This window comes from Nostoc sp. (genome assembly GCF_036919595.1).
GTDB lineage: Bacteria > Cyanobacteriota > Cyanobacteriia > Cyanobacteriales > Nostocaceae > Nostoc.
Map to the genome: position 1 here is coordinate 1 of NZ_JBALCO010000008.1, position 14,216 is coordinate 14,216.

Annotated in this window: 13 protein-coding genes and 1 pseudogene; 6 read left to right on the top strand and 8 right to left on the bottom strand. The window is 39.9% G+C overall.

Translation table 11 applies throughout. The features are described from left to right. Positions 1 to 215: 215 nt before the first annotated feature. Complete coding sequence (locus V7K21_RS00915; protein ID WP_335170958.1) at positions 216 to 746, bottom strand: orange carotenoid protein N-terminal domain-containing protein; 531 nt, start codon at positions 744 to 746, stop codon at positions 216 to 218. A gap of 216 nt (positions 747 to 962) precedes the next feature. Here V7K21_RS00915 and V7K21_RS00920 point away from each other — a divergent pair, with 216 nt between their 5' ends. Continuing rightward, positions 963 to 1,340, top strand: a complete 378-nt coding sequence (locus V7K21_RS00920; protein WP_335170959.1) for a hypothetical protein — start codon at positions 963 to 965, stop codon at positions 1,338 to 1,340. 151 nt (positions 1,341 to 1,491) lie between these two features. On the opposite strand, the gene V7K21_RS00925 is transcribed toward V7K21_RS00920, so the two are convergent. Together V7K21_RS00925 and queG are read right to left on the bottom strand one after the other, a co-directional pair. After that, positions 1,492 to 2,127, bottom strand: coding sequence for an HAD-IA family hydrolase (locus V7K21_RS00925; RefSeq protein WP_335170960.1), 636 nt, complete (start codon positions 2,125 to 2,127; stop codon positions 1,492 to 1,494). Then, positions 2,102 to 3,100: a tRNA epoxyqueuosine(34) reductase QueG gene (gene queG, locus V7K21_RS00930; protein ID WP_335170961.1), complete on the bottom strand. Its 999-nt coding sequence runs from the start codon at positions 3,098 to 3,100 to the stop codon at positions 2,102 to 2,104. The genes V7K21_RS00925 and queG overlap by 26 nt, the downstream gene beginning before the upstream one ends. A 281-nt stretch (positions 3,101 to 3,381) precedes the next feature. Between queG and V7K21_RS00935 the strand changes: the two genes are divergently transcribed. Continuing rightward, complete coding sequence (locus tag V7K21_RS00935) at positions 3,382 to 3,813, top strand: ketosteroid isomerase family protein (RefSeq protein WP_335170962.1); 432 nt, start codon at positions 3,382 to 3,384, stop codon at positions 3,811 to 3,813. Positions 3,814 to 3,915: 102 nt separating this feature from the next. Here V7K21_RS00935 and V7K21_RS00940 read toward each other — a convergent pair whose 3' ends face one another. The 3 genes from V7K21_RS00940 to V7K21_RS00950 form a co-directional block, all read right to left on the bottom strand. Next, positions 3,916 to 4,341, bottom strand: a complete 426-nt coding sequence (locus tag V7K21_RS00940) for an ATP-binding protein (protein WP_335170963.1) — start codon at positions 4,339 to 4,341, stop codon at positions 3,916 to 3,918. Positions 4,342 to 4,344: 3 nt separating this feature from the next. Next, on the bottom strand, positions 4,345 to 6,018 hold the full coding sequence (locus V7K21_RS00945) for a SpoIIE family protein phosphatase (protein ID WP_335170964.1): 1,674 nt from the start codon (positions 6,016 to 6,018) through the stop codon (positions 4,345 to 4,347). Positions 6,019 to 6,179: 161 nt separating this feature from the next. Continuing rightward, the gene (locus V7K21_RS00950; protein WP_335170965.1) at positions 6,180 to 6,899 is read right to left on the bottom strand and encodes a response regulator transcription factor; all 720 of its coding nucleotides are present in this window, start codon (positions 6,897 to 6,899) and stop codon (positions 6,180 to 6,182) included. Between the two features lie 329 nt (positions 6,900 to 7,228). Here V7K21_RS00950 and V7K21_RS00955 point away from each other — a divergent pair, with 329 nt between their 5' ends. Further along, positions 7,229 to 7,984: a WecB/TagA/CpsF family glycosyltransferase gene (locus V7K21_RS00955; protein WP_335170966.1), complete on the top strand. Its 756-nt coding sequence runs from the start codon at positions 7,229 to 7,231 to the stop codon at positions 7,982 to 7,984. A gap of 167 nt (positions 7,985 to 8,151) precedes the next feature. Continuing rightward, on the top strand, positions 8,152 to 8,898 hold the full coding sequence (gene ftsE, locus V7K21_RS00960) for a cell division ATP-binding protein FtsE (protein WP_335170967.1): 747 nt from the start codon (positions 8,152 to 8,154) through the stop codon (positions 8,896 to 8,898). 29 nt (positions 8,899 to 8,927) lie between these two features. Here the strand turns inward: ftsE and V7K21_RS00965 are convergent, their stop codons facing one another. Together V7K21_RS00965 and V7K21_RS00970 are read right to left on the bottom strand one after the other, a co-directional pair. Beyond that, a complete protein-coding gene (locus tag V7K21_RS00965) occupies positions 8,928 to 9,725 on the bottom strand; it encodes an armadillo-type fold-containing protein (protein WP_335170968.1) in 798 nt (265 codons plus the stop codon). Positions 9,726 to 9,933: 208 nt separating this feature from the next. Further along, positions 9,934 to 10,337: pseudogene (locus V7K21_RS00970) on the bottom strand (hypothetical protein); the annotation flags it as partial. Between the two features lie 293 nt (positions 10,338 to 10,630). Between V7K21_RS00970 and V7K21_RS00975 the strand changes: the two are divergent. Then, positions 10,631 to 11,527 (top strand): alpha/beta fold hydrolase, encoded by an 897-nt coding sequence (locus V7K21_RS00975; RefSeq protein WP_335171000.1) that lies wholly within the window; start codon positions 10,631 to 10,633, stop codon positions 11,525 to 11,527. A 752-nt stretch (positions 11,528 to 12,279) separates the two neighbouring features. Continuing rightward, entirely contained in the window at positions 12,280 to 14,214 is a 1,935-nt protein-coding gene (locus V7K21_RS00980; protein ID WP_335170969.1) for a hypothetical protein, read from the top strand. Positions 14,215 to 14,216 lie beyond the last annotated feature (2 nt).

Genomic DNA, 14,216 nt, shown 5'->3' on the forward strand with positions numbered 1-14,216 from the left:
TCATACTCTGCGTATTTTTCTGCGCCAGCGTTTTGGTATTGATGTTCTTACTTTTGAACAGCATCCTGTGGCTTAATTCACATAAGGCGTATAATTAACAGATAGCTAAATAGCAAGCCTATTTTATTTTTAATAATTGAAAGCCCCAGATACCCGACTTCTCTAATAAGTCGGGTATCTTGTTTTTCCCGGTTATGAATATGGATTTAGTCTAATTATAAACTTGACGTTTTGCCAGTTTCTGCTTGTGTTGCGATCGGCTTGACATCGGTGTAACCCACTTCACCAGCTATTGTCCGAAACACCGACATTTGTTCTTCAAATTCTAATCCTTCAATTTGGGAAACCAAATCATTAATTTCTTTAGCTGGCTGGTAGCTGCTTGGCAAATCAACTACCGTATCTCCCATAGCTACCGCCCAAGCATACCAAACTAACAGTTGATTGTTTTCTTTTATCGCCCCATAAGCACGAGAATATTCTGTATCTTTGCGGTTAACTATATCCCGCATGATATCTAGTTGCTGCTCATCTGATAACTCAAAATAGTCTCCTAGCAGAAGTGGTGCTAAGTCTGGTTCAGCAGCAGCAGGAGCAGCTGGGGTGATCGAGTCACCCATTTTTTTATAAACCAAATAGAACCAGGCTAATTTTGCATCGGTATCTAAGGCATTAAACGCATCCATCAAGTTTTGAGTTTCATTGCTCTGGGCTTGAGAAATATTTTTATCGTAACTTGCAGTCATAAATTTGTTTCCAAAGAAATTTTACCCGCCAAACTAAGGCTTACCAAAGTTTGAACATCAAATTCTACTACCTATAGAAAGAGTTAAAATAATTCAAAATTGCAGCTTTAATCTACCTTTTAATAGAGGTAAAAGTCTCCCGCAAGAAGCAAGAAAGCAGCACACTACTTTGCTACAATCGCTACAGCAATAAAAAATTTACCTAAGGTTTTAATTATGCCTGATGAAGAAGTGAAGCCCAATTTAAATGAAGCTTCCACCCAGGATGCACAATTAGCTGCCGAAAGTATAGCTAGTGGTGAAGAAAAAGCGCCAACGGTGGATTTTGATAAAGATTATGCAACTGCACAACAATTCAGCGTTAGTGATGTAGATCGCACAGGTAAAGGTGCAGCAGCGGCCGAAGCAGCGACTGCACCTGAATATCAAACCTCTAAACCACAAGAGACAACGACTAAAGCGCAGTCAACTGGTAATCCTGATGATTTTCTAGAGTTAGCAAAGGAAATTGGAAATTCTCCGACTGAGAGTGTAAGCAATGTTAGTGATGATTTAGTAAAACAAGCTTTGGAAAAGGGTGAACGGAAAAATTAAGTTTTCCTGATATCTTGCTATTTTGTTGGGTGGGCAATGTCACAAATATTAAAATGTAAGTTTTCGGCATTGGTAGATATTGCCCTCTTTACTGTTTTGGTCAATCGCCAATAGTTAAGATTTTTACTATCGACTTTTGATTATTGATTAATTAGCGACTATTCATGACTTCGAGTAGTTCGCCAGGTCGCTGAATTAAATAATCTGGATTTTGCTTAGCTAGTATTTCCGGTGAGTTAAAACCCCAAGTCACTGCAATCACTTGGATATTTGCTTTTCTTGATGCTTCTATATCTCTGGTTTCATCTCCGACATAAATAACTTCTTCAGGTTTGAGTTGATTTTGCCTCAATACATTATTGATTATAGTTGTTTTGCCAAAAATTGTAATTCCTGAGTAGATAAAATCAAAGAGGTGATTTAAATCATTAATTGTCAGGAATTGCGTAACATTCTCTTTAGAATTAGAAGTTATAATGCCTAGTTTATATCCTTGATTTTTAAGTTCCATTAATGCTTCTTTAATTCCCGGAATGGGCTTTAATTCTGGGATTTTGTTTTTTAATTCCCCTTTAACTTTTTTAACTAGAAAAGGAATCTTAAATAGAGAAACTCCTGAGTACTTAATAATTTCCCTAGATGTTAAGTTTTTAAGGAGGGCTAATTGCTCTGGACTTATGTGTCTATAACCAAAGTCTATAGCTAGACGATTAGCAATACTAACAAGAGCATCTACCGTATCAGCAATAGTGCCATCAAAATCAAAAATAATTACTTTCGGGGTCATTCTTTCGCCTGGATGCGTCAAGATTAGCTAGGGCGTTGCGTCGTAACATTTCTGGCTTAATCCGCCGCAAGGCAGATGCTGGAAATCGTTTATCCCACTCATGATCTGAGATTTGGGCTAATTCTAGCAGTTGGGGAGCAATATTCCCAGGATAAGGCTGAAAGTCTTCAATATCAGTTGTGCTGGCAAAACGTTGATTCCAAGGACAAACATCTTGACAAATATCACAACCAGCAACCCAGCCTTGCAAATGAGGTGTGAGTGTCTGTGGCAATTCCTCTGCCCGATTTTCAATCGTATGATAAGCAATGCAGCGATTAGCATCCACGACAAAAGGCTGAGTAATTGCACCCGTAGGACAAGCCTGAAGACAACGAGTACAGCTACCGCAGTGTTCTGTATGCGGGCGATCGCTCTCTAATTCCAAATTTGTCAACACTTCTCCCAAAAATACCCAAGAGCCAAATTCCGGTGTAATCACATTACCATTTTTGGCAATCCAACCAATTCCGGCAAGTTGAGCCAACACTTTCTCTTGCACCGGGCCAGTGTCTGCATAATAACGAGTTCGTACACCTTGATCAAGTGATTCTAGCCACGTAGATAGCCGCTTGAGTTTTTTATGCATCACCTTGTGATAATCCCTTCCCCAACCATAACGGGAAATTTTGGCGTATTCCTCGCCTTCTCCTGACGGAGACGCTACGTGAACGGGACGTTGATGTGGTGTATAGTAATTCAGCGCCACACACACTAGTGATCGCGCTTCTGGCATGACTAAGCGGATATCCTGACGTTTTGGGTTAGCCATCCATTCCATATCGGCGTGATAACCCAATTCAATCCATGCTTGTAACCTCTGCGCTTCTGTGGCATCTACTCTATCTACAGCAGCAATTCCAACTTTGTGAAAGCCCAACTCGCTGGCTTTCCCTTTTACTACACTGCTGCTTGTTAGGGAATACTGATTCATTTTTTTATTTGGATTTTGCCTAATTAAAGGCATATAAATGATACATTACGTAGTCAGTACCTTTATATTAAGATTTGTTGCTTTATCTACACATAAATTTTATTATATCCTGGTAACTAATTATTCAAAAGATGCTATTTGAGATTTGTCTGAGCAAAACTTCTATCGTGAGAAAGATTTGTATATATTTGTATATATGGCAATCTATCTCAATAGCGGCTTTCTTTTTACCGATTTTTGTATTGAAATTAACATTTAGCTAGGATAATACAGGTAATTCTATGACCTCTGCTGAATCTATATCGCCAGCGCAGTTGAAAGAAGAATTCCAGATTGAGGGAATTACAGAAACAAGTGTACTGCGTTATTTTGAAACGTTAAATGCAGGAGAATTTGAGGCAACTGCTGCCTTATTTGCGGTAGATGGTGTGATGCGTCCACCATTTGAATCTGATATTGTGGGGACAGATGCGATCGCAGCCTATTTAAAGCAAGAAGGCCAAAACATTAAAGCTTATCCCAATACAGGAATAGTTGAGACTTTAGAAAATGGTGATATCCAAGTTCAAATAACAGGCAAAGCACAAACCTCATGGTGTAGTGTAAATGTCTTGTGGCTATTTATCCTCAATCAACAACGGCAAATTTTCTACACTAGAATCAAACTTTTAGCTTCTCCCCAAGAGTTACTTTCTTTACGTCGTGAGAATTAAAAACAAGTATAATTACTTGATAAAGTGTGCTTATACGCAAAACAAAATCTCGGCATTGAAAATTGGTAGAAATCAGATTACTTGAAAAATAGTAAGTTTTGTCTATTGGACTAATTCGGGTAAAGTAGCTTCTAACTTGAGACAGTTGGCACCATTAATCTGCAACTGATAATCTACTTTATCCATGAGACGATTCATAATTAGCCAACCATAACCACCTTCTTGTTTTTCCATAGGGTTTGGAGCGTAGTAGGTAGACATATCAAAGCCTTCGCCGTAGTCCCAAATTTCTAGGGCAAGATCCCGATCTTTGACTTCCAAACGCAATAAAATCGGTAAATTTGGTTTCTCCTTGTGGGCATGACGGACTGCATTTGAGTAGGCTTCCACCAAAGCCAGTCTCAAACGACTTGATTGCCGGGACCAATCCACAGAATCTCCTAACTGGATTTTCAAACATCCCAGCAACCAGTTTTCGACAATATTCAGAAAATTCAAGTCACTTGGTACATGAAGCTCACTTTTCATTACTTACAAAATCTCCAGCGAAAGTATAGTTTGATCGTCTTCTTGAACGTGGTTATCTGCCTGGATGCGAGCTAGTAAATGGTTAAGAGAAAGTGGTTGTTGCTCTTGTTGTAACAGTTGCCAAAGACCATCTTGATTCAGCATAGAACGATTAATTGACTCAACGCCAGACCCAGTTTCTACTGCTAAATCAAAATTATTTGATACCATTGCTTCTGTAATTCCATCGCTGGCTAGTAACAATGTGTCTCCAGCAGCGAGAACCAAGCGACCAGACTGTGCCTGCCACTTGGGCAAGATCCCTAAAGGAACACTGCGGACTTTGAGGTAATTGGGATTGTCGGCTAAAGCGCCTTGGCGTGACCATAACAGTGGATAGATATGACCGGCATTAGTGTAAACGAGTTCCTTAGTGGTAGGGGTATAACACGCTAACACAAGAGTGATGAAATAATTGTTGCTAATTAAATCTTCACTGAGAGCGTGGTTCAGGTTTTGCATAACCACATTCGGCTCGGCTGGTGCTTCTTGAGATAATTCACGGCGCAAAACTGAAATAATACTAGCCATAAATAAAGCAGCCGGAACGCCCTTGCCAGAGACATCACCCACTGCTAACCACAAATCACCTTTGGGATGAACAAAAACTTCAAAAAAATCGCCTCCTACTTCTCGCGCCGGGTAACAGCAAGCTTGCACCTTCACACCTTTGATGTCAGGTAAACTTTGACGTAGCAAGTTGTATTGAATTTTGCGAGCTACTTCCAACTCATTATGAATCTGCTGTTGCTTTTCTTGGAGACGCTGGTAGAGTTTTGCTTGAGAGAGGGCTAAGGCTGCTTGTTCGGCAACACCTGCAATCAGTTGGATGTCTTCGTCTTGCCAAAGGCGATCGCCTCCACATTGGTGGAGGGCCAGCACAGCCAACAAATGCTGCTGGTAACTAAGTGGCACAACCAGGTGGTGACACGGGTTGCCGTCGTATATTTCTTGAGCAAGTTGATAATGACGGGTTTCCAGTACTTTTTCAATTAAAGGACTGGGATCGAAGAAGGAATCTGATACACGGGATTGAGGATCGCGGTATAAGAACTGGTCTTGTGTCAGGCGATCGCCCTCTACTGGTCTGAGCAAGCAACTAGTAGCTTCAAATCTTTGTCCAATAGTTGCTACAATCTTTTGCAGCATACTGTCGTAGTCTAAAGATTCCCGAATTGCCGTTGTTACTGCATTAAACAAAGATTCTCGCCGTAGGGCCCGACGCAACTTTTGCGTGCGCTTCTTAACTAGGCGATATGTATCAGCGGCTTGCTCAACTAATGCCCTGAGTTTATCTGGATTCCAGGGTTTGGTAATGTACTTGAAGACCTGACCAGAGTTAATCGCATCCACCAAATCTTCGACATCAGTAAAACCAGTTAATAAAATCCGAATCGTGTCCGGAAAGTGCTCTACAGTGCGACTAAAAAATTCCGTACCACTCATTTCTGGCATTCTTTGGTCAGAAATAATCACCGCCATTTCGCCAAATTGATCCAAGATTTCCAGAGCACCAAAGGCATGATTGGCTTTATATACTTGATAATCTCGTCTAAAAGTGCGGTAGAGTAAATCTAAGTTATCTGGCTCATCATCTACCACCATGAGCTTAAGTTTGTCCAACCCGATCTCAGCCATATTTGACTTTAGTTTTCACATATTTGAATAGCGAGATAGTGTGATGTTTATCCCACCTGATAAATAACAGAAAATCAGAGAAGCCATTCACTTTGAAATAACTTTCTCAAAGTTGTGAGTTTCTCTTGATCATCCTCAATTGTTCCACACCAAAGTTAACTTTATCCAACTAACCCAGAACGCAAGGCGCGGACTGCTGCTTGGGTACGGTCATCGGCACATAGCTTATTCAAAATATTGCGAACGTGAGTTTTAACAGTCCCAACAGTGATGTAAAGTCTTTCCGCAATTACTGCATTACTACAACCTTCGACAATCAACTGTAACACTTCCAACTCCCTTTCTGTCAGGCTATAAGGTTGAATTCCTTCCAGATTCTCGACATCATCAGGGTTAGAGGCAATAGTTTTGATATTTACAAAAGCCGATTCCAACTTTTGAGGATTTTGCTGCGCTTGTTGTAATACAATCCGAGCGATCGCTGGATCGATCCAGGCGTTGCCATTGCAAGTTACTCGTATTGCTTCCAGCAAATTATCGAATTTGATATCTTTCATACAGTAAGAGTCTGCACCAGCTGCAAAAGCTGCCAACACAGCTTCTTTGTTATCCCGCAGTGTCAAAATTAACACCTTTGTGACTAGCTGCTGCCCATTAGCAGTAGATTTTACCTCCCGTGTCAGCTCAATGCCATCCTTATCTGGTAAACCAATATCTACAATGGCAATATCTGGTTGTACCATTTTTAACATTTTTAGTCCTTCAGCAGCATTGGCAGCTTCACCTACAACTTCAATTTCATCCTTTTGCAGTAATGCTGTCCGAATACCCACACGAGTTAGATCATGATCTTCAATCAGAACGATACGAATTTTACTCATAGCCAACTTCAGCCCGTTACACTACCTTAACCGTAAAGTCGAGTTTCGTGACATACTCCCACACTAACTGCAAGCAGTATAGTGGGGGCTTCTGTTCCCGGAACCAGAGTTGCGAGTTGAGCGTTTTATACTGAGTGAATGTTACACCTTAACAATAAAATTTGGACTGGTTCAGCCCAACTACAAGCGCCCAAAACTAATTAGTTTAATTATGCTTTCTATTGTTGCAGGGCAAGGGGGAATCTCTCCTGCCTAAGTTCTAATATAAAAAAATTTGATAAACTTAACATTCAAGGAAATCTGGTGTGAGAATTACTCAAGAATAGGCTATGTCTAACGGCAATCAAGTATTTTCAGTGTTGGGAATACCAGTTTATGTGATGGCTAACTATCCAGGCTGGTTGTTAGAATGCCTGCACGCAGGCAGAGGAACTCATGTAGTAACGCTCAATGCAGAAATGATTATGCAGGCAGAGCGAAATCATTTCTTAGCTCAAGTGATTAAAAATGCTGAATTAGTGATTCCAGATGGAGCCGGGGTTGTTCTGTATTTGCGGTGGCTGTTATGGCAAAAAGTGCAGCGTTTTCCAGGGATTGAACTAGCAGAAAAACTTTTGCAAGAACTTGGGCAACAAAAGACAGGGGCAAAGGTATTTTTCTATGGAGCAGCGCCTGGACTGGCCTCAATTGCGGCAGATTTTTGGCAGCAGCAAATTCCAGATTTGAGTATAGTAGGCACTCACTCAGGCTACCATTCCCCAGAAGAAGAAGCACAATTGCAACAAACTCTTGCTCAATTGCAGCCACAAATGATTTTTGTCGGTTTGGGAGTGCCACGTCAAGAGTTATGGATTGCCGAAAACCGCCATTTGTGTCCTCAAGCAATTTGGATTGGCGTCGGTGGCAGTTTTGATATTTGGTCGGGAACTAAAACTCGTGCTCCCGCCTGGTTAGGAAATAATAATTTGGAATGGTTGTATCGGCTTTATCAAGAACCTTGGCGCTGGCGGCGGATGTTGGCTTTGCCAGCGTTTGCTGTGAAAGCGTTTGTTTATCGTTTGACAGCAAGGGGTGCAATTAGTTGAGAGTGGTGAGTGTTATTACTTAGTTAATATTAAAGTCTTTAAAAAATTTAAAATTTTCTTTGTTGAATTTTAAATTCCCAGGCGAAACCTGGGAATCCTTATTTTGAGAGGAATGTCACATCTAAGCCGACGAACTGTTTGGTTGTGGGTATGAGGAAAATTTAACAATGCCAGTATTAACAACTCAAGTTAAAACACACAAATCCGTTCATAGAGAGGACAGTGAAACTCAACAGCACGGTAGTAATACTACTGCAAAGGTACAATTGCAATCTGTAACCAAGACTTATACTAACGGCACTCACGCCTTGTTGAATGCGAACCTTGAGGTAAAAAAGGGAGAATTTCTGTTTATCACCGGACCAAGTGGTTCAGGTAAATCAACGCTCTTGAAACTACTGTATGGCCAGGAGTTGCCCACACAGGGAGAAGTAATTGTTGACAAATGTAATGTAGCAGGTTTACGGGGCGATCGCTTGTCATTATTGCGGCGACGGATTGGCATTGTGTTTCAAGATTACAAATTGATTACCCAACGAACAGTCGCGGAAAATGTAACTTTTGTGCTGCAAGCTCAAGGGTATACCCGTAAAGAAATTCAACGACGCCTAGAACCAACCTTGAAGCTGGTGGGTTTACTGAATAAAGCTGACTGCTTTCCAGATCAACTGTCTGGGGGAGAGCAACAGCGGGTGAGTATTGCCCGTGCGATCGTTGGTACACCACCGCTGCTGTTGGCGGATGAGCCTACTGGAAATCTCGATCCAGATAATTCCTGGCAAGTGATCCAGATTCTCCAGAAGTTAAATTCCTTTGGGGCTACAGTAATTGTTACCACCCACGATGAACAGTTGGTGCGGCGATGCAATCATCGGGTAGTGCAAGTTCGCAATGGACGGCTGTCTCGAAAATAAGGATTGGGTATGGGACATTGGGCAAATAACTAATAAACGTGGTGCTTGACTTTTGCTGATACGGGTACGAAAGTTTTTGCTGTTTTGGGTGCTAGGACTTGTAGGCGATGGTCTCCGACCGACTGGAGGCGATCGCAGGCTTGTAAACTCTTAAAAGCTGCCTCTCGGATCACAACTTCCTCCTCTCGACTGAGTAGGAGTTGCAAGCATTCGACAACATCTTGCTGCACTGAAGAATAAACTCGCTTATGGCTGATGATTTTAGTTAGTTGACGTAGGGCAATCAACCGCTTCAATGGATCTTTTTCTGTTAAATTGACCAACAACTGATCGAGGTGGTCTTCTTCTCGATTTTCATAGAAGTTGACAATTTGCCATACCAATAAAATTAAAGTTAACAGGGTTCCCACGCCTTGCACAATCGCACCAGCAGCAATCCAGGGACTGTGAGAGTCAACCCAAATTGCAGCTGCCATGTAAGTGCTGACAGTAGCAAGACCACCACTGACGACTGCTAAGACTAACCGACGATTTGAACTGTTTAAGAACTTACGGATTTTAGACCAGTGCAATTGCCAGTCCCAATCCTGCATTGAGTAAACCAATACCATTATCCCAATGCCGATTAAGAGAGCCAATAGCAGTTTCCAGTTCCATAACAACATGGCAACGACGATTGTCAGAAACCCAAGAAAGCCCCCAGGCCCAGAGAAGCGCTTAAATGTTTGCTGCTTTGTAGCTCCTTTTGTCTTGAACTTTGTCAGCGACCAGTTCCATCTGGGGATCTGGTTGATCAATTGCTGCCAAGAAGACGAAGCCTGTGCCACAGTGTTTACCTACTTGATTACAAAATTACCTATTGTATAAGTTTTACTAGAGATGAAGAAAGGGTGAAGCCCCAAACTACAAGATGCCCGGTTTTCATGGACGGATAGTAGACTAGTACAGGACGGCGGAAATCAAGATAACATTTTAAATGCCTCAAAGCAAGGGCGTAAAGGCTTTTTAAATTTTGAATGCGTGAATTTTGCGAATTTAAAGACAAAAACGAAAGTTCTCAAGAGTGAATTGACCATCAAAAGCACAGAAGGTAACGCTGTAGATGTTATTCACAGTTATGGATAATCAGGTATTGGGGGAAATTGCCGAGTCTAAATTGGCAAGATTAGCGCTTGGTAGTGGAGTTTGATCGAGGAGTTGGCGAGCGCTCGTCGGCAAAAAGCACTAGTCGTTGCGAACTAGTGACAGCGTTAACCGACTTAAGGGAGTGACAAAAAATAAATTATCCAAAATTATTTGTACATTTGTAGAGGATTTTGCCCTTGCGCCCCAGAGATGGGATCTTTTTTTAACTGGAAGTCCTTAAGCAAACGCAAGAAAGTAGCTTCTAAAAATCCGCTTTTAGGCGCTCCCATTAAGACTGTTAACCCTGAATAGGTTGTAATATCAAGTTCGGGTGATTACTTATAATAAAATCTATCAATGTGGGTTGGGTTGTAGCAAGATCCCCGTAGGGGTACGCCAGTAAAACCCAACAAATTACTTCTTATTAATGTTGGTTACCCTGCGGGAAGCCCCTTTGGGTCTACGTTCCTCAAACGCCACTTGCTACCCTGCGGGAACGCCAAGGGCGAACAAGTCGGGAAACCGCAAGGGCGCAGTGGCTCCCCAACCTACAGATATTATATATGTTACTTATGCCAATAATCACTACATTCAACAAAAAATACTTATGTTCCAACCAATAGGATTTGAACAACGCTCCATAAATACCTCACTAGGTAGAATGGTATATTATACTGCCGCTGGGTCACCTTGGCAGGACAATGTAACTGCCAAAGATGATCGGGAAACTTTGGTGTTCCTGCACGGCTTTGGTGGTGGATCTTCTGCTTATGAGTGGTCAAAGGTTTATCCGGCTTTTGCCACTGAATATCGGATCATTGCGCCAGATTTGATCGGTTGGGGTAGGTCTGAGCATCCGGCACAGAGTTATAAAATTGAGAATTATTTGACCACAATTCGAGAGTTTTTCGAGCAGACTTGTACTGGACCAGTAACAGCGATCGCTTCTTCTTTGACCGCAGGATTTACAATTCGAGTAGCAGCAGCTCATCCGAATTTATTCAAGTCTTTAATTCTCACTACCCCCTCAGGACTTTCTGACTTTGGCGAAGACTACTCCAATAGTTTTTTTGCCCAGTTAGTCAGCGTTCCCCTTGTTGACCGTTTACTTTACAGCACTGGAATAGCCACCAGTGGGGGTATTCGCAGCTTCTTAGAGCAACGGCAATTCGCTCAGTCTAATCGAGTGTACCAAGAAATTGTAGATGCTTATTTACAATCCGCCCAACAACCTAATGCTGAGTATGCAGCACTGTCCTTTGTCCGTGGCGATTTATGCTTTGATTTATCCCTTTACATTCAACAGTTAATCACTCCCACCGCCATTATTTGGGGACAAAGGTCGGAATTTACAGGCCCCTCAATTGGTCGTCGCCTTGCCGAAATTAATCCCCAAGCGATCCGATTTTTTCAACAGTTGGAAGATGTGGGGTTAACACCGCAGTTAGAATTGCCAGCAGTGACAATTGGGTTAATTCGCAAATTTTTGCCTTTACTTAATTAGTGGTTTGTTCACTAGTCAAAGCCCCATCTAATTTACTAAATTTTGCCTTGTTTACTAATCTCAACCATAATTGTGTAGCTAGACTTTAGATTGTCGAGGCTTAAGAAATTAAATTAAGGGCGTTGCTGAATCATATTTTGATTTTGTAACGCCCTTAGTTTAGGCTTAAACTTACTTACAGCATATTTATGTATAATGCAAAAATATCTTACTAAAAATATAAATAATTCAGTTACTGTTAGTGCTAATAAACCAAGTCGTGGGTTATTAATTATCGGGTTATCCTAATTAGGCGATCGCACACAATAAAATCTCGGTTATCTATAATGCAACCGCGCCTGGAGGATAATCAAGTACTTAGTTAATCAAATATATTTTGTCTTAAAAAATACTACTTAAAAAGGCTTCTTGATTTTATTGTTTAATTGACCAGCTGCGATCGCTATAGCCAAGCCAATGCGTTGGGTAGCCAACACTGAACACGAGTGCGTCTTCCTTAGCAGAAGACGGGTTTCCCTTATCTGATAACTGGCGTCCGGTGCCGACTTAAAGCAACTGGCAGATGAATTCTATTCGCCAGGGCTGGGCATATTTTGACACTTATTGAGATGCTACCAGGTCAAGTTCAAGACGAATGGTTTCATTATAGTATTCAAAATCACTATACTATCCAACCTGACTTGATAAATTGCTAATTACACAAATAAATAAAATAAGGCATAGCAAACTTATACTAGCAGGTAGATTATCTGATGACTATTCCAGAGTCAATTAAAAAATTTATCACATGGATACAAGGTTTTGACCATCGAATTTTGCGAAATGAAAATGATGTAAAAGAAAAGTTAATTTTGCCAATGTTTTACTATCTCTGCTATCCAGATAAATGTCATCGTGAATACCCTTTGAAAACATCTAAGTCAGGAAAGTACAGCAAAAATCCAGAAATTGCTCATATTTATTATACAACAGATAATATTGAGCAACAAAATACAGATACCTCACTAATTTTTATTGAAGCAATAGAACCGTATAAAAATAAATTTTATGATGCTATTGAACAAGCCAAATTTTATAGTATTCATTTTAATTCACTGTTTTTTATAGTTACTAACGGATATCAAATAAAGGTTTTTAACCGTCTACGTTACCATAAGCAAGAGTCGATATTTGATATAAATATCGATATACTGAAAAATATTGATATTGCCTCAAACTTTTATAATCAACTCAATTTTGATTTTGTTAAAAATATCGATAAAAATACACCCAGTATTTTAACTTATACTAAATATAACTTAATAGAAAGATTTATCAGACGCTATCCAGATTTACAGGATGTTTTAGAACAATGTGATTTTGAGCCTTCCACTACGAGAGAAGGCTATCGCTTAATTGTTGTGAAAACAAAAGTAGCGATCGCATGTAATTTACCCAAAGCATTTGGAGAGGGTAATTGTGAAATAGAGTTCAGCAGCATCATTTTCAGAGGTTTAAAAATTTACTTAAATCATCAAGAGATTTTAGGTCAATTTATGACTGGATTGCACACCCAGCCAGATTGGGGATGCCGTCGGTTTTCTAAGCAGTTAGATAAAAATACTTTTGAGGTATATTTAGGTCAAACAACTCTAATTTTATCAGAGTTAGAAGCAGTAGATTTGTGTTTGTGTATTGATGGAGTTTGCCAAGAATATAAAAATTTAATAATTGAATTTGAAAATACTTTAGAAACATGGAATTTTGAATTCGTAAAATTTTCTGAAAATCGCGGTTTTATCCTTTTTTCTGTAAAACAAGAATTATGGGAGTTAATGCAGCAGTTTGCTGATGAATTTGATTATACTAAAGGTAAGTCAGAATGGCATCTATTTCATAGAGAATATATATCAATTCGAGTCAGTCGAGGAATTCGCGATCATACATTTATCTTACCCAAAATTGATAGAGATTTATCTTTATTGCCCAATAATCAAATTAACATAATCTATGAGCTAAATGATGTTAATTTACAATCTATTGAGACACGTAAATTAACCTTATGGCAGCAAGATATTGGAGTTTTGGGAACCTGGACAGCTAGATATACCAAACAGTGGTTATTAGAGAAATATATTCCAAAAGTTATTAATTATTACTCAGGAAAGTCTCAACTATCTGAAACTGAATTGTTAGCTAAAATAACAAATTACACAAGTGACCGTGCGCTTATTAAAGAAATTGATCATCTCAGAGATTTAGTACCTTATCTTCGCGACATCCAATCTTGGCTACATATATATGTAGAAAATATTCCTGCTTCGTTCTTGAAACCATATTACCAAGCCTATACAAATTTGGTACGTAATACTGATTCGTCTATAATAGGTATAGATTATATTATCGGAAATTTGCATAGGATTGAGTGGAAAAATACGCAAGAAGAAATTCCTCACAATTCCAGAGACTGGAAAAACTTAACTTTTAAATATGCTATGGATTACTTAGATCAGCAAGTAGCAAGAATAAATAATTGTAAATACGAGAATAGTTTAAAGGCAGATTTAATAACTCGGACATTTATTTGGATTATACAAAATGGAAAAATCTCTTTCTCGCAAGCTCAATTAAATGCTGCTAAACAGGCTTTGCTACCACTTTGGGAACAAAGTCGCTTTGAAATGCGCCATGTGTATCCTAATCGATAAAG

Excerpts from the sequence above, each read along its gene's own strand:
- V7K21_RS00915 (WP_335170958.1), bottom strand. The coding sequence starts at position 746 with ATGACTGCAAGTTACGATAAAAATATTTCTCAAGCCCAGAGCAATGAA.
- V7K21_RS00920 (WP_335170959.1), top strand. The coding sequence starts at position 963 with ATGCCTGATGAAGAAGTGAAGCCCAATTTAAATGAAGCTTCCACCCAG.
- V7K21_RS00925 (WP_335170960.1), bottom strand. The coding sequence starts at position 2,127 with ATGACCCCGAAAGTAATTATTTTTGATTTTGATGGCACTATTGCTGAT.
- queG (WP_335170961.1), bottom strand. The coding sequence starts at position 3,100 with ATGAATCAGTATTCCCTAACAAGCAGCAGTGTAGTAAAAGGGAAAGCC.
- V7K21_RS00935 (WP_335170962.1), top strand. The coding sequence starts at position 3,382 with ATGACCTCTGCTGAATCTATATCGCCAGCGCAGTTGAAAGAAGAATTC.
- V7K21_RS00940 (WP_335170963.1), bottom strand. The coding sequence starts at position 4,341 with ATGAAAAGTGAGCTTCATGTACCAAGTGACTTGAATTTTCTGAATATT.
- V7K21_RS00945 (WP_335170964.1), bottom strand. The coding sequence starts at position 6,018 with ATGGCTGAGATCGGGTTGGACAAACTTAAGCTCATGGTGGTAGATGAT.
- V7K21_RS00950 (WP_335170965.1), bottom strand. The coding sequence starts at position 6,899 with ATGAGTAAAATTCGTATCGTTCTGATTGAAGATCATGATCTAACTCGT.
- V7K21_RS00955 (WP_335170966.1), top strand. The coding sequence starts at position 7,229 with ATGTCTAACGGCAATCAAGTATTTTCAGTGTTGGGAATACCAGTTTAT.
- ftsE (WP_335170967.1), top strand. The coding sequence starts at position 8,152 with ATGCCAGTATTAACAACTCAAGTTAAAACACACAAATCCGTTCATAGA.
- V7K21_RS00975 (WP_335171000.1), top strand. The coding sequence starts at position 10,631 with ATGTTCCAACCAATAGGATTTGAACAACGCTCCATAAATACCTCACTA.
- V7K21_RS00980 (WP_335170969.1), top strand. The coding sequence starts at position 12,280 with ATGACTATTCCAGAGTCAATTAAAAAATTTATCACATGGATACAAGGT.